We start from the raw sequence: 22,835 nt of genomic DNA on the forward strand, positions 1-22,835 counted from the left end.
CCTGCGTGTTCCCGCACTGCAGCAGACCGTCGCGCAACTGCGACGCCGACCACATCATCGAGCACGACCAGGGTGGACCGACCTGCTCGTGCAACCTCGCCCCGCTCTGCCGCCACCACCACCGGCTCAAGACCCACGGCGGCTGGACCTACCAACGCACCGCAGCACGCATCTTCCGCTGGACCAGCCCCCACGGCCACGTGTACGTCAACGACCTCACCCACCCACGACATCCCTGACCCACCGACCCCGCCGGCCACGGCCCGCGGGGCCATCGGCACGCCCGCGTCAGCCGATCTGCTCGGCCAGCGAGACCACGATGCCTTCGGGCCCGCGGACGTAGGCCATCAGCCAGCTTCCCTCGTGTTCGCCGATGCCGCCGACGAGCCCGTACCCGTCCTCGGCCAGGTCGGCGACCTTCGCCCGCAGGTCGGTGATCTCGAAGCACACGTTGCGGATGCCCAGCTCGGTCGCCATCGCGGTCGGCGACCCCGGCTGGTGCTCAGGTCGGACGAACCTCGCGAGCTCGAGCCTGGTTCCTCCACCCGAAGGCCGGAGCATGACGACCTCCGTCCGCGAGTCCGGGATGCCGCAGACCGTTTCCAGGAACTCACCCTCGACGAACGTGCGCCCCTCGACCTCGAGGCCCAGCCCGACGAAGAAGGCCGTTGCCCTGTCGAGGTCGTCGACGGTGATGCCCACGTGGTCGAAGCTCTTGAGCTGTGACATGACTGCCATCCTCCAACGAAGTCCGGTGCGCCTCTCGCCATCCCCACGAGCTCGAGAGACCTCAGCCGTCGTAGTCCAGCACGACCCGCTCGGAGGTCGGGTGCGACTGGCAGGTGAGCACGTAGCCGCGCTCGATCTCCTCCGGCTCGAGGGCGTAGTTCGCGTCCATGGCGACCGTGCCCTCCACGAGGAGCGCCCGACAGGTGCCGCAGACACCGCCCTTGCAGGCGAAGGGCAGGTCGGAGCGGACCCGGAGGGCCGCTTCGAGGACGGGTACGTCGTCGGGGCGCAGGTCGAGGTCGGAGCTGCGGCCGTCGAGCCGGATCGTGACGTGGGCGGCGCCCTCGGCGCCGCCGGCGAGCGCGGCCACCGGCGCGTGCGGCACGGGGTCGGCGTGGAAGAGCTCGCTGTGCACGTGGCCGGACGAGACGCCCAGATCGGTGAGCGCGGCGCGGAGGTCGGTGACCATCTGCTGCGGACCGCAGAGGAACCACTCGTCGACCTCGGAGGCGGGCATCAGCGCGGCGAGGATGCGGGTCAGCCGCTCGCCGTCGAGACGACCGGAGAACAGCTCCACGTCCTGGGTCTCGCGCGACAACACGTGCACGATCTGGAGCCGGGTCGGGAAGCGGTCCTTGAGGTCGTGCACCTCGTCGAGGAACATCACCGACCGCAACGACCGGTTGGCATAGATCAGCGTCACCGACGAGCCGGGCTCGCCCTCGAGGATCGCCGCGACGATCGACAGCACCGGGGTGATCCCCGAGCCGGCCGCGATCGCGACGTAGGTCTTGCGCGCCTCGGGGTCGAGGGGCGAGGTGAACCGGCCCGCGGGCGTCATCACCTCGAGCTCGTCGCCGACGCGGAGGCGCTCGACCACCCCCTCGCTGAACGCACCGCCGGGCAGCCGCTTCACACCGATCCGCAGGGTGCCCGAGGACGGCGGGGTGCAGATCGAGTACGACCGGCGCACGTCGTCGCTCGACCGGATCGAGAGGTGCTGACCGTGCACGAACGCGAAGTCGTCCCGAAGCGACAGTGGCACGTCGAAGGTCACGGCGACGGCGTCGTCGGTCAGCTCGTCGATCGCTGCGACCCGCAGCGAGTGGAAGGTCGTCGACACTCAGATGGCCTTGAAGTGGTCGAACGGCTCGCGGCAGCCGCGGCACACCCACAGCGACTTGCACGCCGTCGAGCCGAAGCGGCTGGACTCGCGGGTGTCCGTGCTCCCGCACTGCGGACAGCGCACCGACAGCTCGAGCGGCACCGGTCCGGCGGCGGCCCGGGCGGCCGGCGGCGCGATGCCGTAGGCCGTGAGCTTGGCACGCGCCGTGTCGGACATCCAGTCGGTCGTCCACGCGGGCGACAACACGAACTCCACGTCGACGTGCTGGTAGCCGGCGGCCGTCAGCGTGTCGACCAGGTCGGTGCGGATGGTCTCCATCGCGGGACAGCCGGAGTACGTCGGGGTGATCTGGACGTGCACGCGGCCCTGGTCGTCCTCGGTGACGTCACGCAGGATCCCGAGGTCGGCGATCGTCACGACCGGCAGCTCGGGGTCGAGCACGTCGGCGGCGATCCTCCAGGCCGGGGCCTCGGTCGTCACCACGCCGCTCCCGGGTGCGAGCGGGCGAGGTGCTGCATCTCGGCGAGCAGGTAGCCCATCTCCTCGGTGTGGAGGCCGCGCCGGCCACCGCCGACGGCCGGGGCCACCTGCGGGACGGTCAGCGTCGCCTCGGCGACGACCTCCTCGACCACGGTGAGGACGGCGGGCTTCAGCGCGACCGGGTCGACGGCGACGCCCTCGGCCACCAGCGCGGCGTCGACGGGCTCGAACAGCTCGGCCACGTAGGGCCACTCGGCGTCGAGCGCGGCCTGCATCCGGGCGTGGGACTCCTCGGTGCCGTCGCCGAGACGCACGACCCAGTGGCTCGCGTGGTCGAGGTGGTAGGCCACCTCCTTGACCGCCTTGCCCGCGACACCGGCGAGCGTGGCGTCGCTCGAGGACGCGAGCGCGGCGTACAGCTCACGCTGCCAGGCCGAGAAGACCAGCAGCCGCGCCATCGCGACCCCGAAGTCGGTCTGCGCGCGCTCGACCAGCCAGACGTTGCGGAACTCCCGCTCGTCACGCAGGTAGGCGAGGTCGTCCTCGCTGCGCCCGGCACCCTCGACCTGGCCGGCGTACGCCAGCAGCGTCCGGGCCTGGCCGAGCTGGTCGAGGCCGATGTTGGCCAGCGCGACGTCCTCCTCGAGCTGGGGCGCGCGGCTGATCCACCAGCCCATCCGCTGCGCCGAGACGAGCGCGTCGTCGGCGAGGCCCAGGACATAGGTGAACAGACCAGCGTCCGCGAGGGTGGTCATAGGTGCTCCACGCCCTCGGGGACGTCGTAGAAGGTCGGGTGCCGGTAGACCTTGTCGTCGGCCGGGTCGAAGAACGCCGCGCCCTGGTCGGGCGTCGACGCCACGATCTCGGCGGCGGGGACGACCCAGAGGGACACGCCCTCCTGGCGCCGGGTGTAGAGGTCACGCGCGTTGCGCAGCGCCATCTCGGCGTCGGGCGCGTGCAGCGAGCCGACGTGCACGTGCGACAGGCCGCGGCGCGAGCGCACGAAGACCTCCCACAGCGGCCACTCCCTCATGCCGCGCCCTCGGTCCGGGCCAGCTGCTTCTCCGCCTGCTTCTGGGCGTACGCCGAGGCCGCCTCGCGCACCCAGGCGCCGTCCTCGTGCGCACGCACCCGGTGGGACATCCGCTGGGCGTTGCACGGGCCGTTGCCCTGGATGACCTCGAAGAGCTCCGTGAAGTCGACCTCGCCGAAGTCGTAGTGGCCGCGCTCCTCGTTCCACCGGATCTCCGGGTCGGGCAGCGTGAGCCCGAGCGCCTCGGCCTGCGGGACCGTCATGTCGACGAAGCGCTGACGGAGGTCGTCGTTCGAGAACCGCTTGATGCCCCACGCCATCGACTGGGCCGAGTTGGGCGAGTCGTCGTCGGGCGGGCCGAACATCATCAGCGACGGCCACCAGTAGCGGTCCACGGCGTCCTGGGCCATCGCGCGCTGGGCGGGCGTGCCGTGCGAGAGCGTGTGCAGGATCTCGAAGCCCTGGCGCTGGTGGAAGGACTCCTCCTTGCAGACCCGGACCATCGCCCGGGCGTAGGGGCCGTAGGAGCACCGGCACAGCGGCACCTGGTTGACGATCGCCGCGCCGTCGACCAACCAGCCGATCGCGCCGACGTCGGCCCAGGTGAGCGTGGGGTAGTTGAAGATCGAGGAGTACTTCTGCCGGCCGTTGTGCAGCTGGTCGAGCAGGTCCGCGCGGTCGACGCCCAGGGTCTCGGCCGCGGCGTACAGGTAGAGCCCGTGGCCCGCCTCGTCCTGCACCTTCGCCATCAGGATCGCCTTGCGGCGCAGGCTCGGCGCCCGGCTGATCCAGTTGCCCTCCGGCTGCATCCCGATGATCTCGGAGTGCGCGTGCTGGGCGATCTGGCGGACGAGGGTGCGGCGGTAGGCGTCCGGCATCTCGTCGCGCGGCTCCACCCGGTCGTCCCCGGCGAGAAGGTCGAGGAAGGACCGGGGCTCGTCGCTGGAGGTCTCGGCGCGCGCGCCGAAGTCGTTGCCGTACACGCTCGGCACGCTATCAGAGTTTGTTACAGGAATGGGCTTGTCAGACGCATATTTGTAACACGGCCTGGCACTGACAAGATGGCGCCATGAGCCCCACCGCCGACGTGTCGGTCCGCGTCGCCTGGGTCGACGACGCCCCGGTGATCGCCGAGCTCCAGCTGCGCACCTGGCGCGACGTGTACGCCGGGCTGCTCCCGGCCGACGCGCTGCCCGGGCCCGAGGAGACCGAGCACGCGGCGGCCGCCTGGCGGGCCTCGCTCGGAAGCCCGCGCGACGCCCGCAACCGGGTGCTGGTCGCGCTCGAGCGCAACCGCGTCGTCGGCTTCGCGATCACCTCCCCCGCGACGGATCCCGACAGCGACCCGGTCGCCGACGCCGAGCTGATGGAGTTCACCGTCGACCCCGGCGAGCGCGGCAAGGGACACGGCTCCCGCCTGCTCCAGGCCGCGGTCGAGACGATGCAGGCCGACCGGTTCACCCGGGCGGTGCTGTGGTCGGTCGCCACCGACGATGCCCTGCGCGGGTTCCTCACCGGCGCGGGGTGGGCGGCGGACAGCGCCCACCGCGAGCTCGACCTCGACGGCGAGGGCACGACCCTGGTCAAGCAGGTCCGGCTGCACACAGCACTCTCCTAGGTCGCTCATCTTGATTTCCCGGGTTTCGAGGTCAGGATGGAGGTCCACTCGAGATCGGGGAACGCCCGTGTTCGGTCCGCTGCCGCAGCTCCACCGCCTGCTCGTCGTCCTGACCGCCGTCGTCGTCGGCGTCGCCTCCGGTCTCTGGATCGCCCAGTTCTCCGCCCTTCCCGCGGCCGCCGTCGCCGGCGTGCTCTGGGGCGCCCTCGCCGGGTTCGGGCTCGGCTACGTGCTGCTGCACGACTTCCACCACCGGCCGCGCGTCGTCCGGGTGCACCGCCACTAATCTCCCTGTGTGACCGACGCGCCCCTCGACCCCGGCGAGCGCTCGTCGATCATCCGCGACAGCCTCGGGGTCGGCGTCGCCACCGGCGCGTACGGCGTCGGCTTCGGCGCGGTGTCCGTCGCCTCCGGTCTCTCGGTGGCGCAGACCTGCGCTCTCTCGTTCTTCGTCTTCACCGGTGCCAGCCAGTTCGCGCTGGTCGGGGTGATCGCCTCGGGTGGCGCTCCCGTGTCGGGCGCACTGACCGCGATGCTGCTCGGCACCCGCAACACCCTCTACGGCCTGCGCCTCGCTCCCCTGCTCGCCTGGCGGGGCTGGCGCCGGGCCCTCGCCGCCCAGGTCCTCATCGACGAGTCCACCGCGATGTCGGTGACCCGCGAGACGACCCCGGCCGCCCGGCTGGGCTTCCTCACCACGGGCGTCTCGGTCTTCGTGCTCTGGAACCTCGCCACGCTGGCCGGGGCGGTCGCCGGCAACTCCATCGGGGACCCCCGGACCTACGGGCTCGACGCCGCGGTGGGCGCTGCCTTCCTCGCCCTCCTGTGGCCCCGCCTGAAGAGCCGCCGCAACCGGCTGGTCGCCGTGGCCGCCGCCGCCGTCGCCCTCGGGACGGTCCCGGTCGTCCCGGCCGGCGTGCCCGTGCTGGCGGCCGCCGCCGTCGCCCTGCTCGCCGGCGTCCTCACCCGGGACGGGGAGACCCGATGACCTGGGTGGCGGTGGGGATCACCGGCGTCGCCTGCTACCTGCTGAAGCTGGCCGGCCTGTCCGTGCCGCCCCGGGTGCTCGAGCGCCCGCTCGTCGAGCGGATCGCCGACTTCATCCCGGTGGCGCTGCTCGCGGCCCTGATCGCCGTGCAGGTCTTCAGTCACGGGCACAGCCTGGCGATCGACGCGCGGGCGGTGGGCCTCGCGGTTGCCGTGGTGCTGCTCGTGCTGCGCGCGCCGTTCCTGGTGGTGGTCTTCGGCGCCGCGCTCGTGGCGGCACTGGTCAGACTCGTCTGACCAGGCCGCCACGGGCGCACGGTGCGGGCCCCTCGTCGGGCGATCAGGCGACGCTGACCGCGCTCCACGCCGCTGCGACAGTGGCGTACTGCGTGCTGGAGGCGCCGTACAGGTCCTTCGCGGCGTTCAGCGTGGCGGTCCGGGCCTGCGAGTACGTCGTACCCGAGGTCATGTAGACCGTCAGCGCCCGGAACCAGATCTTCTCCGCGGCGTCCCGGCCGATGCCGGTGATCGTCGAGCCGTTGCACGTCGGGCTGTTGTGCGCGATGCCGTTGATCGTCTTGGCACCGGACCCCTCGGCGAGCAGGTAGAAGAAGTGGTTGCCCACGCCCGACGAGTAGTGCACGTCGAGGTTCTTCGTGGTGCTGCTGTAGCAGTTCGGCGAGCTGCCGTCCGCGATCGGGTTGTCCATCCGGCGGAAGCCGGCGTGGTTGGCGAGGTCGAACTCCTCACCGATCAGGTAGTCGCCCGGGTCGTTGGCGTTCGCGGCGAAGAACTCCACCATGGTGCCGAAGATGTCCGAGGTCGCCTCGTTGAGGCCGCCCGACTCGCCGGAGTAGGTCAGCCCCGCGGTGTTCTCGGTGACGCCGTGCGACATCTCGTGGCCCGCGACGTCCAGCGAGACAAGCGGCCCGTAGCTGGTGCCGTCGCCGTCGCCGTACGTCATCTTGGTGCCGTCCCAGAAGGCGTTGACGTAGCCGTTGCCGTAGTGGACCCGGTTGTAGGAACCCGTGCCGTTGCCGAAGATGCCGTTGCGGCCGTGCACCTGGTTGTAGTAGTCCCAGGTCTCGTTGGTGCCGTACTGCGCGTCGACCGCCGCCGACTCGCGGCTGGCGGTGGTGCCGGTGCCGAACGACGTGTCCGGGCTGGTGAAGAGGGTGCCCGTCTGGCAGCCCGACCCGAAGATCTGGCAGAGGACCGAGTCCTCCTTGTTGTTCATGTCGGTCGTGTACGTGTTGCCGCGGGTCGGGTCCTTGAGCTGGTACGTCGAACCCGACTGCGTGAGCTGGAGCGGGACCGTGCCGCTGTAGAGCGACTGGCCGGTGCCGTCGACGTTCTCGATCTGCTGCTCGCGGCGGATCACGGCGCCGGTCTTGGCGTCGACGTACGTCGCGAGGCGGCTGGGCGTGCCGTCCTGCTGGGTGCCGCCGGTGACGACCTCCCAGGCGAGGCGGGCGGTGCCGGAGGTCGCGTCGACGACGAGGCGGGTCGACTTCGTCGAGGTCATGCCGGTGATCGTGCGGGTCGCCTTCGCCGGGGCGAGGGCGCGGGCCGACGCGGCGGTCGCCGTGACGGTCGGCGTGGTCGCCACGTGCACGGCGCTGTCGAGGGTCTGGCTCACCCCACGCCAGCCTGACCCGGCGCCCCGGTGCACGACGAGGTCGCCGCCGAGGACGGGAAGGCCACGGTAGCTGCGGTCCAGGCGGACGTGCGTGCTGCCGTCGGCGTCGCGGATCGTGTCCGTGACCGTGTAGGTGATGCCCGCGGTCTCGAGAGCGGCGCCGGGGTGCTGCCGGAGTGCGTCGATCGCGGCGGCGGCGACGCCCTTCGGGGCGGCGGGCCCAGCCGTGCTGCCGGCCTGGATGCCGATGACGCTGAGTGCGAGTACCGCCGCGGCGGCGGTGCCCAAGGTTCTGCGCATGAAGGTCCCTCTCATCGATGGTGGGCTGCTGGACCCGCAGCCTTGCCACGTCCAACGAGAGGGAAAACGAGGGGCTATGTGCTGGTTCCTGCAATGCACGAACCTGCAGAACCGGCGATCTTCCGGCAGATCAGGCCAGGTCGAGGAAGTGTTCCAGCCCGACGGTCAGCCCGGGATGATCCGCGATCGCCCGCAGGCCGGTGAGCACGCCGGGGGTGAACGACGCCCGGTCGAGCGAGTCGTGGCGGATCGTGAGCGTCTCGCCGACGCCGCCGAGGATGACCTCCTGGTGGGCGACCAGGCCGCGCACGCGCAGCCCGTGCACCCGGATCCCGTCGACGTCGGCACCACGGGCGCCGTCGAGGGAGGTGCTGGTGGCGTCGGGCACCGGGCCCAGACCCGCCTCCCGGCGGGCGGCCGCGACCAGCTCCGCCGTACGGCGTGCGGTGCCCGACGGCGCGTCGGCCTTGTCGGGGTGGTGCAGCTCGACGATCTCGACCGACTCGTAGAACGGCGCCGCGGCGACCGCGAAGCGCATCATCAAGATCGCGCCGATGGAGAAGTTGGGGGCGATGAGGACGCCGGTCCCGGGCGCGTCGGCCAGCCAGCCGCGCAGCATGTCGAGGCGCGCGTCGTCGAAGCCGGTGGTCCCCACGACGGCGTGGATGCCGTGGCCGACGCAGAACTCGAGGTTGGCCATGACCACGTCCGGGTGGGTGAAGTCGACGACGGCCTGCGCACCCGACGACACCAGGTCGTCGATCGCGTCGCCGGCGTCGATCGCCGCCACCAGCTCCAGGTCGTCGGCCGCCTCGACCGCACGACAGACCTCGGCCCCGACCCTGCCCCGCGCTCCGAGCACGCCCACCTTCATCACGCCGGACAACCTACTCGGCCCGGCCGGAGGGGCGAGCCACACCCGCAAGGGTGAGCCCGTGCTGCGGGCCCTCTCCGACTCTGGCAGTCTGGGGCCATGGCGCTGCAGACCGTTCCGCCCCGGATCCGCTGGGCGGTGGACCTGATGGACGTCCAACCGACCGATCACGTCCTCGAGATCGGCTGTGGCGCCGGCGCCGCAGCAGAGCTGATCTGCGAGCGTCTCGAGTCCGGCAAGCTGTTCGCGATCGACCGCTCCGAGTCGGGCGTCGACCGCACCAAGCGGCGCTGCGCCCGCTTCATCGAGTCCGGGCGGCTGACCGTCCGCCAGATCGACCTGGCCACCCTGCGGGTGCCGGTCAAGCGCCTGAACAAGGTCTTCGCGTTCAACGTGAACCTCTTCTGGGTGCGCGCCTGCGCCGACGAGGTGGCGCTCCTCCACGAGCGGGTCGTGCCCGGCGGGTCGATCTACCTGTTCTACGAAGCCAACCGGCCCGAGCTGGTGCCGACCATCGTGCGCAAGGCGTCGGCCGCGCTCGCCGAGGGCGGGTTCCGGGTCTCGGTCGTCGACCAGAAGGCACCGCCGGTCGTCGGCATCATCGGCCGCCGCTAAGGCAATTTCCTTATGTGACCTTGCATTAGGTTATTCCCTAATCTAGGCTCACATCAGGAGGTGCCCGATGACCGACTGCTTCGTCCTCACCGTCGACCAGCGCGGCAGCCGCCGCGACGTCGACCGGATCCCCGCGACGCTGGCGGCGCTCGACGGCATCGCGATGCTGCTGCCCTGCGAGCGGACCGTGGGCGACGAGTTCCAGGGCGTGCTCGACGAGCCGGAGTCGCTCGCCCGCGTCGTCGAGCTGCTGCTGCGCGAGGACGCGTGGAACATCGGTATCGGCGTCGGCGAGATCGAGCACCCCCTCCCCGACCATGCCCGGGCCGGCCGCGGACCGGCCTACCTCCTGGCCCGCGACGCGGTCACCGCCGCCAAGAGCAGCCCCTGGCACCTGCGGGTGCTCGGCGACCACCCGGCTGCGCGTGCCCTGGAGACCACGCTCTGGCTGTGGGCGACGGTCCTCGCCCGTCGTACGCCGCGGGGCTGGGAGGTCGCCGACCTGGTCGCGGAGGGCCTGTCGTACGGCGATGCCGGCGAACGGCTCGGCATCAGCCAGTCGGCCGTCAGCCAGCGTGCCCAGGCGGCGGGGATCATCGAGGCCAGGCGGGCGCGCGAGCTCGTCACGGACCTGGCCGGTTGCCTGCTCGGGAAGGAGCCCTCATGAGTGCGGAGAACTGGGGGGCGCTGGTGCTCGTGCTCCTGGCGTTCGGCCTGGCCTGCGCGGCCGTCGCCTGGTCGTCGACCGGACGCAGGATCTGGGCGCCCGCCGCGCTCCTGACCCTGGTCGCGGCCGGAGTCGCCGCCGCCGCCCCCGACGACGTCGTGGTCGACGGGCACGGGCTGACCACCCTCCTGGTCGTGCTCGGCGGACTGCTCGCCGTCGCCGGCGGCGGACCGCTCACCGCACTGGTCTTCGACCTCGTCGACCGGCGCGAGCTCCCCGCCGACTCGATGCGCCAGGCCGGCAGCGTGCTGCGCGGCGGCGCCTGGATCGGCGCGCTCGAGCGCGGTGCCATCTACGCGACACTGGTCGCCGGCTGGCCCGAGGGCGTGGCCGTGGTGCTCGCGGTCAAGGGCCTCGGCCGCTATCCCGAGCTGCGCGCGGCCGAGGACGGCGTGCGCACCGGCGCCGCCGAGCGGTTCATCATCGGCACGTTCGCGAGCGTGCTCTGGGCGTGTGCCTGCGCGGGCGTGGTGGTGCTGCTGCGCGGCTGACCCGACGCTCGGCTCGCGGGCGGCCGGTGACAGCGCGCGGGACGGTCGGTCAGGTGCTGGCGGGGTCGGCCTGGGCGGAATGCCGGCCGGCCTTCGACGCGAACTCACGCAGGAGCTGGTCCTCGGCGCGATTGAGGTAGTCGAGGAGCACGGCGACGGCCTCCTGGCTGCGCCCCGCCTCCACCAGCGTCGCGATGCGCTCGTTGTCGCCCAGGTAGGGCTCGTAGAAGTCGCGCACCGTGGGCATCACGTGGAAGGCCAGGCGGAGCTCGGCCAGCAGCTGGCTCATGATCTCGTCGATCCGGGCGCTGTCGGCCAGCGCGGCGATCGAGCGGTGGAAGTGCATGTTGGCGGTTCCGACGCCGTCCCAGTCCCCCCGCTCGGCCGCAGCGACGCCCAGGGTCACGGCCGAACGCACGTGCGAGACGCCCGGGGCGCGGCCGGGATCGGCCGACGCGCCCCAGAACTGGAGGGCAGCTCCCTCGAGGGCCCGGCGCATCCGGTAGATGTCGATGACGTCGGCCTCGGTCAACACACGCACGAAGACGCCGCGGTTCAGCTCGTGGACCACGAGCCGCTCGTGGCTCAGGAGGCGGAAGGCCTCACGGAGGGTGTTGCGCGAGACCTGGAGCGCGTCCGCGATGGAGTCCTCGGCCAGCTTCGCGCCGGGAAGGATCCGGCCCTCCATGACCATGTCGCGAAGGATGTCGGCGACCTTCGCGGCCGTCGAGGAACGCTCGAGCGAGTGCCGCGCCGAGATCAGCTCCGCGGTCCAGCCTGTCGCACCCGCCATGTCCTCCACCTTTCCAGTACCCACCCTCGACGCCTGGGCCATCGTCCCAAGACGACGGCGGACGCGGGCCCGTGACGCCAGTGTTCACAAGAATGTCACATCAGTGCATTGCAGGATCGTTCAACAAACCTTAGGCTCAACCAGCCGCTGCGCCGTGGTAGCGCGCGAACGAGGAGGGCCCGTGTCGGCTGCACAGCTTGAACTGAAGTCCGTCGAGAAGGTGTTCGGCGACGCCGTCGCCGTCCACCCCACGGACCTGGAGGTCCACGACGGCGAGTTCCTCTCGATCATCGGACCCAGCGGCTGTGGCAAGACCACCACGCTGCGGATGATCGCCGGCCTGGAGTCGCCGAGTGGGGGCCGGATCAGCTTCGAGGGCAAGGACATCACCGCCGTCCCGCCCCACCGCCGCGAGTTCGGGATGGTGTTCCAGAAGTTCGCGCTCTTCCCGCACATGGACGTCGCGGCGAACATCGCGTACGGCCTGAAGCTGCGGAAGGTGTCCAAGCGGGAGATCGGGACGCGCGTCGACGAGATGCTCGAGCGCGTGGGGCTCACCGCCTTCAAGCACCGCAGCGTCACCACGCTGTCGGGCGGCCAGCAGCAGCGCGTGGGGATCGCGCGGGCGCTGATCACCAAGCCCCGGGTCGTCCTCCTCGACGAGCCGACCGGAGCGCTGGACGCGAAGCTGCAGCTCGCGATGCAGTCGCAGCTCAAGCAGCTGCAGCGCGACCTCGGCCTGACGTTCATCCACGTCACGCACAACCAGAGCGAGGCGCTGGCCATCGCCGACCGCGTGGTGGTCATGAACGTCGGCTCCATCGAGCAGGTCGGACGGCCCCAGGAGGTCTTCGAGCGGCCCCAGACCCGGCACGTCGCGGAGTTCGTGGGTCGCAACAACATCCTCGACGGCACCGTCAGCGCCGATGAGAGCACCTTCTCCTGCGCCCTGGGCGAGCTCCCGCTGGCGACGCCCTGGGCCGCGGGACCGGCGACCGCCGTCCTGCGGGCCGACGCCATCTCGGTCCACCCCGGCGAGGGCTACACCCACCGCGCCGAGGTCGAGCTGCAGGCGCTGGAGTACACCGGCGCCCGCGTGTCGTGGTTCACCAGCGCCGATGGCTGCGACATCACGATCGACGTCTCCGCACGCGCCACCCAGTCGGTGGCCCCTGAGCTCGGGAACCGCTATCCCATCTGGCTCCGCCCCGGCGAGCTGCACCTCATCGACGACCACCACACGCGCTGACCCGCGTCACTGACAGGAGATTTGCCATGCAAGCACAATTCGGAAGGCGCTCGTTCCTCAAGGGCGGTCTCGGCGCGACGCTCGGAGCCGGTGCCCTGCTCGGAGGCGGCAGCGCCCTCCTCGCGGCCTGCGGGTCGGGCGGCTCGGGTTCGTCCTCGGCCGCCGGATCCGCCCGCAGCATGGGCCTCAGCCTGACCACGGACCCGCGCATCCTCGCCGGCTTCAAGAAGAAGACCGGCAAGGTGATGCAGGGCCAGGCCGACACGGTCGGGAACATGCAGGTCCAGTGGGCCCAGGGGGCCTACCGTCAGCTCGACGTGCTGGAGCCCAACGCCCAGTGGGTCGGTCCGATCCAGGGCAACAATCTCTTCAAGCCCGTCCCGGTGTCCGACGTCCCGCTGTGGACCGACGACGTGCTGCCGCTCTTCCGCAAGGCCGGTGCGCCCGGCTACGTGAAGGAGTCAGGCTGGCCGCTCAAGACCATCTACACCGAGCAGGCTCTGCAGAGCGAGGCGCTCGACGAGTTCACCATGGTGCCGACGTGGTTCGGCTTCGACGCCTTCGGCTACCTGGAGAACCGGGTCACCGAGGGTGAGGACATGGACTCCTACGGCCTGATCTTCGACAAGCGCTACGCCGGCAAGGCCGCGCTCTTCGACGACGCCATCCAGACGCCGCTGAAGGTGGCGACCTACCTGCAGGGCTCGAACCAGTACGCGTTCGACGGCCCGCTCGGCAACCTGACCAAGGACGATCTCGCGATCGTCTTCGAGTTCCTCGACGAGATGAAGGCACGCAAGCAGTTCCGCCTGCTGTGGAACGACTTCGGCCAGCTCGTGGACCTCCTGGTCTCGGAGGAGGTGTGGGTCTGCGACGCGTGGTCCAGCGCCGTCTACGCCGCCAACGCCGCCGGCGCCAAGGCCCGGTTCGTCGACAACCCGACCGAGGGCAACAACGCCTGGTGGTACGGCGTCCTCGTCTCCCCCGAGACGAAGAACTACGAGACCGTCGTCGACTACATCGACTACTGGCTGGGTGGCGAGCCGCACCAGATCATGGCTCCGCAGGGCTACTACTCCCCGCGCCCCGACCTGGTGAAGCCCCTCATCGAGAACACCTTCACCACCGACCCCGACGTCTCCGACTGGGACTACTGGTACGCCGGCGCCACCGACAAGCGGCCCTCGCTGGAGTCCCGGATCCAGAACACCGCCGAGTGGCAGCAGTACCCGGACGAGTTCGCCGAGTACTCGCGCCTCTGGACCGAGTTCACCGCCAGCTGACCCGAGGGGCACTGAAAAGGACCACGATGACGACGACGACGACCGAGACCGGGACCAGGTCTCCCTCACTCCGCGGGGCCAGGGGACGGAAGGCTCTCCCCCCACTCCTGGCATGGCCCGCGCTGATCTGGATCTCGGTCTCGGTCATCGTGCCCGTCGCCTTCGTGGTCACGGTCGGGTTCTGGCGCCTGGACGGTTTCGAGCTGGTCCACGCCTGGGACCCGGCCACCTACTCCGAGATGCTCACCGACTCGACCTTCTGGGGCATCGTCTGGTGGACGGTGCGCACCTGGTTGACGGTGCTCGCGCTGATCCTCGGCATCGGCATCCCGGCGGCCTACTTCATCGCCCGCCACGTGCGGTCGCTGTCCATGCAGACCGCCATCCTGATGCTGACCGTGCTGCCCTTCTGGGTCAGCTACGTCATCCGGATCATCACCTGGATCCCGATGTTCGGCAACAAGGGCGTGCTGAACGGCGCGCTCCTCAAGCTGGGCATCCTGGACAACCCGAGCTCGGCGTTCCTCTACAACTCGGTCGCCATGACGATCGCCCTGGTGTCGATGTACATCGTGTTCATCGTCGGCCCGGTCTACTTCGGGCTCTCGCGGATCGACGCCGACACCCTCGCCGCCTCGCGCATGTCGGGGGCCTCGCCGTGGACGACGTTCTGGAAGGTCGAGCTCCCGCTCGCCAAGCCGGGGGTCGTCGCCGGGTCGTTCTTCGCGACCGTCTTCCTGCTCGGCGACTTCGCGACCGAGCAGATCGTGGGCGGCGCGACCAACCCGATGCTGGCCGGGCTGTCCCTGCGGTACGCCGAGACCCTCCAGTGGCCCATGGCGGCGGCGGTCTCCGCCGCGCTGCTCGTGATCGCGCTGGTGCTCATCTGGCTGCTCAGCCGGGTCCACGACCTGCGGAAGGAGGTCTGAGCCGTGGAGGTGCAGACCCGAGGACAGCGGATCTTCAAGTACGTCAGCATGGGGTTCCTCCTGCTGGTCCTGATCGCGCTGTACGCGCCGCTGCTCGTGATGACCAGCCTGTCCTTCACCGAGGACCAGACGTCGACGTTCCCACCCACGAACCTGTCGATGATCTCCTACGAGAAGCTGCTGCACCCCGACCGGATCGAGCTCTTCACGATCGCCGGCGAGCCGATCACCGACTACTGGGGCCCGCTCCAGCTGTCCTTGCTGCTGGGGGTCCTCACCGCCGTCGTGGCGACGGTGCTGGGACTCGCGGCCGCCATCGCCTTCCGTGAGCAGTTCCGCGGCCGCAACTCGCTGTTCTTCGTCCTGCTGCTCGGCATGATCGCGCCCGGCATCGTGGTCGGCCTCGGCATCCGGCTCCTGGCCACCGCGATCGACCTCGAGCCGCGTTGGTACACCACCGGGCTGCTGGTGCACGTCGGGTGGACGCTCCCGTTCTCGTTCGTGATCTTCATGGTCTTCCTCAACCGCTTCGACCGGCAGATCGAGGAGGCGGCGTCCATGCTCGGCGCCACGGCGCTGCAGGTCTTCCGCCACGTCACCCTGCCGATCCTGCGCCCCGCGGTGCTCGCCTCCCTGCTGTTCGGCTTCACGCTCTCCTTCGACGAGCTCCAGCGCAGCGCCTTGGCGCTGGGTCAGGACATCTCGCTGCCCCGCGCCCTCGTCTCGGTGACGACGATCCGCGTGACACCGGTCGTCTACTCCCTGGGCGCGATCATCGCGATCGCCTCCCTCGCGCTGGTGCTGGTCTACCTGATCATGTTCGAGAGGGACGCCAAGAAGCTCTACGTTCCCGCCGCGGCGAAGGACGACGAGTGATGGAGCGCCCGACGCCGGTCGAGCCCGCCGACCTGCTGCCCGAGCTGTCGCCCGAGGTGAACCTGCTGCTGGCGCGCATGCGGGAGGTCCCGCTGGGCGAGACCGCAGTCGCCATGTCGTTCGATCCGAGCCGAGGAGCAGAGCGGTGAACAGCGACCTCGACATCATCAACGCCCGTACGGCGATCCGCCGTGGTGAACTGTCGCCGGTGGAGCTGACCAAGGCGTGCCTGGCCCGCATCGACGAGGTCGACGGTGCCGTCAACGCCTACGTCGAGGTCTACGCCGACGACGCGCTCGCAGCCGCCCGACAGGCCGAGGACGAGATCGGGCGCGGCGTCGACCGAGGCCCGCTCCACGGAATCCCGATCGCGGTCAAGGACCTCTTCGACGTCGCCGGCCGCGTGACCGGGGCGGGTTCACGCTCCCTGGCCGACGCGCCGCCGGCCGCCGCTGACGCCCACAGCGTCGGTCTGCTCCGCGAGGGCGGCGCGGTCATCCTGGGCAAGACGCACACCCACGAGTTCGCGTTCGGGTCGACCACACCGCAGACGGGCAACCCCTGGGACCTGGCCCGGGTCCCGGGCGGCTCCAGCGGCGGCTCGGCGGCCGCCCTGGCCCTCGACACCTGCCTCATGGCGCTCGGCACGGACACCGCCGGCTCCATCCGGATGCCTGCCGCGTTGTGCGGCGTCGTCGGCATCAAGCCCACCTACGGCCGGGTCAGCAAGTCCGGCATCGCGCCGCTGAGCTGGTCCCTCGACCACGCCGGGCCGCTCACGCGCTACGTCGCCGACGCCGCGGCAGCGCTGCAGGTGATGGCCGGGCACGACCCCGCCGACGTGGGATCGCGCGACGTGCCGGTCCCGGACTACCTGACCCACCTCGGCGACGGGGTCGACGGTCTCACGATCGCGGTGCCGGTCAACCACTACGCGGAGAACCTCAGCCCCGGCATGCAGGAGGCCTACGAACAGGCCCTCGCGGTGCTCGAGCAGCTGGGCGCGACCGTCGTCCCGGTCGAGCTCCCCCTCGCGCCGGCGTACATGGGCGCCACGTTCGCGATCATGATGGCCGAGGCCAGCGCCTACCACCGGCACCGCCTCGGTCCGTTGGGCGACCTCTACACCGAGGACGTCCGCACCCTGCTGGAGGCGGGCCTGAGCCTGCCGGCGGTGGACTACGTCGACGGGCAGCGCACCCGCGGCCTGGTCCAGGCCGAGTGGCAGCAGATCCTGTCCACCGCGGACGTCGTGGTCGTCCCCACCCTCCCGACCTCCGCGGCTCTGCGGGGCGCCGCGGTCCTGGACATCAGCGACAGCCACTCCGAGTCGATCATGAGCTCCTACGTGCGGTTGTCGTGCCCGGCCAACCTGACCGGGCTGCCCGCACTGTCCCTGCCCTGCGGCCTGGACGCCCAGGGCCTCCCCCTCGGCCTGCAGGTCATCGGTCGCGCGTTCGACGAGGCGACCGTCTTCCGGGTCGGCGCGGCGTACGAGCGGGCCACCACCTGGCACCAGCTGCGTCCGCCGTCCCCGGAGGCCCATGCAGGGAGTGGACAGCGGTGACCGCCGCTCCTCTCACGGTCGACCTGAACTGCGACCTCGGCGAGTCCTTCGGCGCCTGGCGACTCGGTGACGACGCCGCCATGTTGTCGCTGGTGAGCAGCGCGAACGTCGCATGCGGGTTCCACGCCGGTGACCCGACGGTGATCCGGCAGACCGTCGCGACCGCAGCCGCCGAGGACGTGGCCATCGGCGCCCACGTGGCCTACCCGGACCTGGCCGGCTTCGGCCGCCGCTTCATGGACATGTCGCCGGAGTCCCTGGCCGACGCGGTGCTCTACCAGATCGCCGCGCTCGAGGGCTTCGCCCGCGCCGCCGGCCGGCGCGTCGCCTACGTGAAGCCGCACGGCGCGCTCTACAACACCGTCGTCCACCACGTCGACCAGGCACGGGCGGTCGTCCGGGCGACCAAGACCTTCGACCCCTCGCTGAAGATCCTCGGCCTGCCCGGCTCTGCCGTGCTGGCCGCAGCCCGCGAGGAGGGGCTCGGGGTGGTCACCGAGGCGTTCGCCGACCGGGCGTACACCCCGGAGGGCACCCTGGTCAGCCGGTCCGAGCCCGGCGCCGTCCTCGCCGACGTCGAACACGTGGCTCGACGGGCGACCCGGATGGTCACCCATCGCGAGGTGGAGGCGATCGACGGCAGCGTGATCCGCATCGACGCCGACTCCCTCTGCATCCACGGCGACAGCCCGGGCGCGGTCGAGATGGCACACGCCGTCCGCGCCGGGCTGACCGGAGCGGGTGTCGAGATCCGAGCATTTGCGCGGTGAGGTTCCTGCGCTGCGGTGACGTCGGCGTGCTCGTCGAGCTGGCCGCTCTCGAGGACGTGTTGTCGCTCCACGCCGACCTCGAGGCACGCCCGGTCCGCGGGCTCGTGGACCTGGTGCCGGCGCTCGAGACCCTGCTGGTGAAGTTCGACCCCGGCGTCACCACGCCGGAGCAGGTCTGCCAGGACATCAAGGCCCGGTCCCCGGAACGGACGCAGCGGCGCACCGGGGAGGTGCTCACGGTGCCCGTCCGGTACGACGGCGAGGACCTGGCGGCGGTGTCCTCCCTGCTCGGGATCTCGGTGGCGGAGACCGTGCGTCGCCACACCAGTCAGGTCTGGACAGTGGCCTTTGCCGGCTTCTCCCCCGGTTTCGGGTACCTGGTCGGCGATGCCGGCGGGCTGGAGGTGTCACGCCGCGCCAGCCCCCGGACCCGGGTGCCGGCGGGCGCCGTGGCGCTGGCCGGGGAGTTCACCGGCGTCTACCCGCGCGAGTCCCCCGGCGGCTGGCGGATCGTCGGCCACACCGCTCTCAAGGCGTGGGACCTCCACCGCGACCCGCCGGCCCTGCTGACGCCAGGGACGCGAGTCTGCTTCGCGAGCGTGGACAGCGTTGCGTAGCGCGGAGCTGGTGGTGCTGCACGCAGGCCCCATGGCAACCATCCAGGACCTCGGCCGGCCCGGGCTGGCGAGGATCGGGGTCGGCGCCTCGGGCGCTGCGGACCGAGGGTCGCTCAAGCTCGCGAACCGGCTGGTGGGCAACCCCGAGGACGCCGCCGCCGTCGAGATCACCGTGGGCGACTTCTCGGCGTCCCCGACGGGGGACCTGCTGATGGCGGTGACCGGAGCCCCGGTGCCGATCTGGGTCGACGACCGCCCGGAAGGATGCAACGCCGTCCTGCGCGTCAGGGCCGGCCAGACCCTCCGGGTCGGCATCGCGTCCGCCGGCGTCCGGAGCTACCTGGCAGTCCGGGGTGGGATCGCGGTCCCCCCCGTGCTGGGCTCCCGTTCGACCGACACGATGGCGCATCTCGGACCGGCGGTCCTCGAGGACGGCGTACGGCTGCCGGTCGGCGCGCCGCCGACGACCTATCCCACCGTCGACCAGGCCGTCACCCGGGGGCCGACCGATGCGCGGCTACGGGTCATCATGGGTCCGCGCGACGACTGGTTCACCGCCGCCTCCCGCCGCGCGCTCGTCACCGAGCCGTGGACGGCCACCGCCGTCGGCGACCGGATCGGCATGAGGCTGGCCGGACCGGTGCTCGAGCGGGTGGTGTCCCGCGAGCTCTCCAGCGAGGGGGTCGTCCGGGGGGCGCTGCAGGTCCCTCCGGGCGGTCACCCGACACTGATGCTCGCCGACCACCCGGTCACCGGCGGCTACCCCGTCATCGCGGTGGTGGTGGATGCGGACATCGACCGTGCCGCGAACATCCGGCCCGGCGACACCTTGTTCTTCGAAGAGACTAGAAAGCAGGTCCTCACATGAGTGCACCAGTGGAATCGTTGACCCCCACCGAGGCGCGGCAGATGTTCCGCGACGGTCTGTCGGTACCGACGAGCGGTTGGTGCACGGGGATGACCCAGGCGAACCTGATCGCCGTACCGAAGCAGTACGCCTACGACTTCCTGCTGTTCGCCCAGCGCAACCCCCAGGCCTGCCCGGTCATCGACGTCTCGGATCCGGGCTCCCCCCGCACCAGCCTCGCCCCCGGGGCTGACCTGCGCACGGACGTCCCGGGCTACCGCATCATCGCCGACGGCGTCGTCGTCGAGGAGCGCTCCGAGGTCACCGAGCAGTGGACCGACGACATGGTCGCGTTCCTCATCGGCTGCAGCTTCACCTTCGAGCATGCACTGGTCGACGCCGGCGTGCCGGTCCGGCACCTGACCGCGGGTCGCAACGTGCCGATGTACCGGACGAACGTCGCCTCGCGGGCCGCGGGCGTCATGCACGGACCGATCGTCGTGTCGCTGCGCGCGATCCCCGCCCGCCAGGTGGCGACCGCCGTCCAGGTGACGAGCCGCTACCCGACCATGCACGGCGCACCGCTGCACATCGGCGACCCTGCCGCCCTCGGCATCGCAGACCTGGCCTCTCCGGACTACGGCGACGCGCCGCTCATCGAGGACGGGGACGTCCCGGTGTTCTGGGCTTGCGGGGTCACGCCGCAGGCGATCGCCGTCGCGGCCGGCCTGCCGTTCGCCATCTCCCACGCTCCAGGCAAGATGATGATCACCGACGTGGCCGACAAGTTCTGGGCCGTCTGAGGTCGCTCCCCCGGGCCGGTGGCGGCGCCGCGCACCCACGGCTCTGGCACCATCAGCGGATGCGGCGATTGGTCTCCCTCGGTGCGCTGTGCGCACTGGGCGCCGGCGTCCTCGGCTGTGGTGCCGACGAGACCGACCGGCCCGTCGAGCCCGGGAACCCGACGGCGACGGCGGGTGAGGTCCGGTTCTCGTTGCCGACCGCCCACCGGGTCGTCGTGGAGCGCCGCACGACCGACGGCTGGGGCGACCCCCGCGTCGTGTTCGAGGACGACGGACGTGAGTGCGGGACCGTGCAGGCGATCGCCGCCGGACCGGCGGTAGCGGCCACGGTCGGCTGTGATGAGCACTTCGCGCAGGATCAGGCGCCCGCGAGGAGCGTGGCGCTGATCAGCCCCGACGGGCGCTCGTGGACCCACCGTGACCTGGACGGGGAGGCGTTCGCGACGCCCGGCCTCTCCCCCGATGGCGGCCACGCCGTCTGGGTCCAGGGTGACGACCTGCTCACGTGGGACGCCGGGTCGTTCCGCACGGCGCCCCACCCGGCCGGGTCGCCACAGGTCGTCACCGTCGACGACGTGGGCACGATCCTCGGGGTGCGGGTCGCGATCTCCGCCGGCCGGTGTGCCGTCGAGGTCCGCGCCGGCGACGCGGAGGTCACGCCGGCCGTGACGCCGGTCGCCGAGGCCGAGAAGCTGCCGTGTGGAGAGATCGGACTGTCGTTGGCCACCCCGTCGGAGATCCAGGGTGACGTGTCGGGCCAGCCCGGCACCGAGTTCGTCGTACGCCGCACCAGCGCAGGCGGATGGGTCCTCGCCGCCCGGCCGCCGGTCGCCGCACCCGGCCTGGACGTCTACCCCGACGACGCTGCCCGCGCCGTCTGGAACCAGGTCGCGTCCAACACCCGGGGAGACCTCGTCGCGGTCGGATCTCCGGATCGGCAGCACGTCACGGCCCAGCGCTACGACCGTTCGCGGCAACGATGGACGCCCTCCCGTGTCGTGCACGTCGCCGACGGCCCCACCTGCCGGCGCAGCGTCGGCGACTCCGGCCTGCTGCAGGACGCGACCTTCCGGCTGCCTCTGACCTGTGACGGCCGGCCGATCCTGCTGCGCAGCCGCACCGGTGCCAGCTGGAGCAGCGGCCGCTAGGAGGGTCCGACGATCGCGAGCACCTCGGGCCGGCTGAAGATGTCGGCCGCGACCTCACGGACCTCTTCGAGGGTGACCGCATCGATGCGGGCGATCACCTCGTCGATGCTCAGCAGCTCGTCGTGCACCAGCTCGGCCTTGCCGAGCCGCGACATCCGCGACGCGGAGTCCTCGAGCCCGAGCACCAGGCCACCGCGCAGCTGTCCCTTGCCGCGGGCCAGCTCCTCGGCGGAGATGCCGGAGGCGGCGACCTTGGCGAGCTCCTCACGCACCACGGAGAGCACGTCGTCGAGCTTCGACGGCAGGCACCCGACCGACACGCCCACCAGGCCGGAGTCGGCGTGCTGGGAGGAGAACGAGAAGACGGAGTACGCCAGGCCGCGTCGCTCGCGCACCTCCTGGAAGAGCCGGCTCGACGTGCCGCCACCGAGCGCGGTGTTGAGGACGCCGAGCGCGAAGCGGCGCTCGTCGTCGCGCACGAGGCCCTCCATGCCGAGCACCACGTTGACCTGCTCGAACGGGCGCGTGGTCGACAGCTGACCGGGGCGCACCTTCTTGCGGGAGCCGTGCCGCGGCGGAGTCGGGGTCGCCTCGCCCGCGAGCCAGCCGTTGCGGGCGAACGCCGTGCGCACCTGGCGCACCAGCGCGGCGTGGTCGATGTTGCCCGCGGCCGAGATGACGACGTTGGCCGGCTTGTAGTGGCGCCGGTAGAAGCGCACGATCTGGGCGCGGGTCAGCGCCCCGATCGACTCCTCGGTGCCGGCGATCGGGCGACCCAGCGGCGAGTCGCCCCAGGCCTGCGCCGCGAAGAGGTTGTGCACGACGTCGTCGGGGTCGTCGTCGTGCATCGCGATCTCGTCGAGGATCACGTCGCGCTCGGCCTCGACGTCCTCGGCGTGCAACGTCGACGCCGTGATCATGTCGCCGAGCACGTCCACCGCCAGCGGCAGGTCCTCGTCGAGGACCCGCGCGTGGAAGCAGGTGTACTCCTTGGCGGTGAACGCGTTGAACTCGCCGCCGACGGCGTCGAGCGCCACCGAGATGTCCAGGGCCGAGCGTTCGGCGGTGCCCTTGAAGAGCAGGTGCTCGAGGAAGTGCGAGGCGCCGTGCAGGGTCGGGCTCTCGTCGCGCGAGCCGACGCCGACCCACACGCCGATCGTGGCCGACCGGACGCCGGCCTGCTGCTCGGTGACGATGCGCAGCCCGCTGGGCAGCACGGTACGGCGGACCCGGGAGGTCACCTGGCCGGCCTCGTCCTTGACGGTCTGCAGGGTCCGCGTGGAGCCCCGGGAAGGCGTCGACCCGCCCGAAGTTGCCTTCGGGCGGGTCGACGA

The 22,835-nt window shown here is 71.3% G+C and carries 29 protein-coding genes; 19 read left to right on the plus strand and 10 right to left on the minus strand.

What is annotated here, in order from left to right; genetic code table 11:
* The coding region (locus PD653B2_RS24815) for an HNH endonuclease signature motif containing protein (RefSeq protein WP_165763364.1) at positions 1-239 on the plus strand (239 nt) is incomplete at its 5' end.
* Between the two features lie 49 nt (positions 240-288).
* On the opposite strand, the gene PD653B2_RS06820 is transcribed toward PD653B2_RS24815, so the two are convergent.
* The 6 genes from PD653B2_RS06820 to paaA all read right to left on the minus strand — a co-directional run bounded on the left by PD653B2_RS06820 (position 289) and on the right by paaA (position 4,360).
* Entirely contained in the window at positions 289-729 is a 441-nt protein-coding gene (locus tag PD653B2_RS06820) for a VOC family protein (protein ID WP_085871591.1), read from the minus strand.
* Between the two features lie 61 nt (positions 730-790).
* Positions 791-1,852 carry a 1,2-phenylacetyl-CoA epoxidase subunit PaaE gene (paaE, locus tag PD653B2_RS06825; RefSeq protein ID WP_085871592.1) on the minus strand — a complete coding sequence of 354 codons (1,062 nt, stop codon included), beginning with the start codon at positions 1,850-1,852 and terminating at the stop codon, positions 791-793.
* Positions 1,853-2,335, minus strand: a complete 483-nt coding sequence (gene paaD, locus PD653B2_RS06830) for a 1,2-phenylacetyl-CoA epoxidase subunit PaaD (protein ID WP_242665166.1) — start codon at positions 2,333-2,335, stop codon at positions 1,853-1,855. It abuts the gene before it with no gap.
* Positions 2,332-3,090, minus strand: a complete 759-nt coding sequence (gene paaC / locus PD653B2_RS06835; RefSeq protein WP_085871594.1) for a 1,2-phenylacetyl-CoA epoxidase subunit PaaC — start codon at positions 3,088-3,090, stop codon at positions 2,332-2,334. Before paaC ends, paaD begins: the two co-directional genes overlap by 4 nt.
* On the minus strand, positions 3,087-3,368 hold the full coding sequence (gene paaB, locus PD653B2_RS06840) for a 1,2-phenylacetyl-CoA epoxidase subunit PaaB (protein WP_085871595.1): 282 nt from the start codon (positions 3,366-3,368) through the stop codon (positions 3,087-3,089). The genes paaC and paaB overlap by 4 nt, the downstream gene beginning before the upstream one ends.
* A complete protein-coding gene (gene paaA / locus PD653B2_RS06845) occupies positions 3,365-4,360 on the minus strand; it encodes a 1,2-phenylacetyl-CoA epoxidase subunit PaaA (protein ID WP_242665167.1) in 996 nt (331 codons plus the stop codon). Before paaA ends, paaB begins: the two co-directional genes overlap by 4 nt.
* Before the next feature lie 77 nt (positions 4,361-4,437).
* Here paaA and PD653B2_RS06850 point away from each other — a divergent pair, with 77 nt between their 5' ends.
* From PD653B2_RS06850 to PD653B2_RS06865, 4 genes are all read left to right on the plus strand, one after another.
* Positions 4,438-4,986 carry a GNAT family N-acetyltransferase gene (locus PD653B2_RS06850; RefSeq protein WP_085871597.1) on the plus strand — a complete coding sequence of 183 codons (549 nt, stop codon included), beginning with the start codon at positions 4,438-4,440 and terminating at the stop codon, positions 4,984-4,986.
* A gap of 67 nt (positions 4,987-5,053) precedes the next feature.
* Positions 5,054-5,272 (plus strand): hypothetical protein, encoded by a 219-nt coding sequence (locus PD653B2_RS06855; RefSeq protein ID WP_085871598.1) that lies wholly within the window; start codon positions 5,054-5,056, stop codon positions 5,270-5,272.
* A 9-nt stretch (positions 5,273-5,281) separates the two neighbouring features.
* Positions 5,282-5,974 carry an AzlC family ABC transporter permease gene (locus PD653B2_RS06860; RefSeq protein ID WP_207559486.1) on the plus strand — a complete coding sequence of 231 codons (693 nt, stop codon included), beginning with the start codon at positions 5,282-5,284 and terminating at the stop codon, positions 5,972-5,974.
* Entirely contained in the window at positions 5,971-6,270 is a 300-nt protein-coding gene (locus PD653B2_RS06865) for an AzlD domain-containing protein (protein ID WP_085871599.1), read from the plus strand. Before PD653B2_RS06860 ends, PD653B2_RS06865 begins: the two co-directional genes overlap by 4 nt.
* Before the next feature lie 43 nt (positions 6,271-6,313).
* Here PD653B2_RS06865 and PD653B2_RS06870 read toward each other — a convergent pair whose 3' ends face one another.
* On the minus strand, positions 6,314-7,912 hold the full coding sequence (locus PD653B2_RS06870; RefSeq protein ID WP_085871600.1) for a M4 family metallopeptidase: 1,599 nt from the start codon (positions 7,910-7,912) through the stop codon (positions 6,314-6,316).
* A 130-nt stretch (positions 7,913-8,042) separates the two neighbouring features.
* Positions 8,043-8,789: a 4-hydroxy-tetrahydrodipicolinate reductase gene (gene dapB, locus PD653B2_RS06875; protein ID WP_207559485.1), complete on the minus strand. Its 747-nt coding sequence runs from the start codon at positions 8,787-8,789 to the stop codon at positions 8,043-8,045.
* A gap of 96 nt (positions 8,790-8,885) precedes the next feature.
* Here dapB and PD653B2_RS06880 point away from each other — a divergent pair, with 96 nt between their 5' ends.
* The 3 genes from PD653B2_RS06880 to PD653B2_RS06890 all read left to right on the plus strand — a co-directional run bounded on the left by PD653B2_RS06880 (position 8,886) and on the right by PD653B2_RS06890 (position 10,619).
* Positions 8,886-9,401, plus strand: coding sequence for a class I SAM-dependent methyltransferase (locus PD653B2_RS06880; protein ID WP_085871602.1), 516 nt, complete (start codon positions 8,886-8,888; stop codon positions 9,399-9,401).
* Between the two features lie 67 nt (positions 9,402-9,468).
* Complete coding sequence (locus tag PD653B2_RS06885; protein WP_085871603.1) at positions 9,469-10,068, plus strand: transposase; 600 nt, start codon at positions 9,469-9,471, stop codon at positions 10,066-10,068.
* Positions 10,065-10,619 carry a hypothetical protein gene (locus PD653B2_RS06890; RefSeq protein WP_085871604.1) on the plus strand — a complete coding sequence of 185 codons (555 nt, stop codon included), beginning with the start codon at positions 10,065-10,067 and terminating at the stop codon, positions 10,617-10,619. The genes PD653B2_RS06885 and PD653B2_RS06890 overlap by 4 nt, the downstream gene beginning before the upstream one ends.
* 49 nt (positions 10,620-10,668) lie before the next feature.
* Here PD653B2_RS06890 and PD653B2_RS06895 read toward each other — a convergent pair whose 3' ends face one another.
* Entirely contained in the window at positions 10,669-11,412 is a 744-nt protein-coding gene (locus tag PD653B2_RS06895) for a GntR family transcriptional regulator (protein ID WP_085871605.1), read from the minus strand.
* A gap of 181 nt (positions 11,413-11,593) precedes the next feature.
* Here PD653B2_RS06895 and PD653B2_RS06900 point away from each other — a divergent pair, with 181 nt between their 5' ends.
* From PD653B2_RS06900 to PD653B2_RS06945, 11 genes are read left to right on the plus strand one after another with little or no spacing between them, the layout of a single operon-like run.
* Positions 11,594-12,661: an ABC transporter ATP-binding protein gene (locus PD653B2_RS06900; RefSeq protein ID WP_165763365.1), complete on the plus strand. Its 1,068-nt coding sequence runs from the start codon at positions 11,594-11,596 to the stop codon at positions 12,659-12,661.
* A 26-nt stretch (positions 12,662-12,687) separates the two neighbouring features.
* On the plus strand, positions 12,688-13,944 hold the full coding sequence (locus PD653B2_RS06905; protein WP_085871607.1) for an ABC transporter substrate-binding protein: 1,257 nt from the start codon (positions 12,688-12,690) through the stop codon (positions 13,942-13,944).
* Between the two features lie 26 nt (positions 13,945-13,970).
* Positions 13,971-14,873, plus strand: a complete 903-nt coding sequence (locus tag PD653B2_RS06910) for an ABC transporter permease (RefSeq protein ID WP_085871608.1) — start codon at positions 13,971-13,973, stop codon at positions 14,871-14,873.
* Positions 14,874-14,876: 3 nt separating this feature from the next.
* Positions 14,877-15,749 carry an ABC transporter permease gene (locus PD653B2_RS06915; protein ID WP_085871609.1) on the plus strand — a complete coding sequence of 291 codons (873 nt, stop codon included), beginning with the start codon at positions 14,877-14,879 and terminating at the stop codon, positions 15,747-15,749.
* Entirely contained in the window at positions 15,749-15,898 is a 150-nt protein-coding gene (locus tag PD653B2_RS24820) for a hypothetical protein (RefSeq protein WP_165763366.1), read from the plus strand. The genes PD653B2_RS06915 and PD653B2_RS24820 overlap by 1 nt, the downstream gene beginning before the upstream one ends.
* The gene (locus PD653B2_RS06920; protein ID WP_085871610.1) at positions 15,895-17,316 is read left to right on the plus strand and encodes an amidase; all 1,422 of its coding nucleotides are present in this window, start codon (positions 15,895-15,897) and stop codon (positions 17,314-17,316) included. Before PD653B2_RS24820 ends, PD653B2_RS06920 begins: the two co-directional genes overlap by 4 nt.
* Positions 17,313-18,086 (plus strand): LamB/YcsF family protein, encoded by a 774-nt coding sequence (locus tag PD653B2_RS06925; protein ID WP_085871611.1) that lies wholly within the window; start codon positions 17,313-17,315, stop codon positions 18,084-18,086. Before PD653B2_RS06920 ends, PD653B2_RS06925 begins: the two co-directional genes overlap by 4 nt.
* Positions 18,083-18,703, plus strand: coding sequence for a 5-oxoprolinase subunit B family protein (locus tag PD653B2_RS06930; protein WP_085871612.1), 621 nt, complete (start codon positions 18,083-18,085; stop codon positions 18,701-18,703). Before PD653B2_RS06925 ends, PD653B2_RS06930 begins: the two co-directional genes overlap by 4 nt.
* Positions 18,704-18,716: 13 nt before the next feature.
* On the plus strand, positions 18,717-19,571 hold the full coding sequence (locus PD653B2_RS06935; RefSeq protein ID WP_278247508.1) for a biotin-dependent carboxyltransferase family protein: 855 nt from the start codon (positions 18,717-18,719) through the stop codon (positions 19,569-19,571).
* On the plus strand, positions 19,568-20,353 hold the full coding sequence (locus PD653B2_RS06940; protein ID WP_085871614.1) for a putative hydro-lyase: 786 nt from the start codon (positions 19,568-19,570) through the stop codon (positions 20,351-20,353). Before PD653B2_RS06935 ends, PD653B2_RS06940 begins: the two co-directional genes overlap by 4 nt.
* A 59-nt stretch (positions 20,354-20,412) precedes the next feature.
* Positions 20,413-21,501 carry a hypothetical protein gene (locus PD653B2_RS06945; RefSeq protein WP_133059077.1) on the plus strand — a complete coding sequence of 363 codons (1,089 nt, stop codon included), beginning with the start codon at positions 20,413-20,415 and terminating at the stop codon, positions 21,499-21,501.
* On the opposite strand, the gene PD653B2_RS06950 is transcribed toward PD653B2_RS06945, so the two are convergent.
* Positions 21,498-22,742, minus strand: coding sequence for a M16 family metallopeptidase (locus PD653B2_RS06950; RefSeq protein WP_242665168.1), 1,245 nt, complete (start codon positions 22,740-22,742; stop codon positions 21,498-21,500). The genes PD653B2_RS06945 and PD653B2_RS06950 overlap by 4 nt on opposite strands.
* Between the last annotated feature and the right edge of the window lie 93 nt (positions 22,743-22,835).

This window comes from Nocardioides sp. PD653-B2 (genome assembly GCF_002117935.1).
GTDB lineage: Bacteria > Actinomycetota > Actinomycetes > Propionibacteriales > Nocardioidaceae > Nocardioides.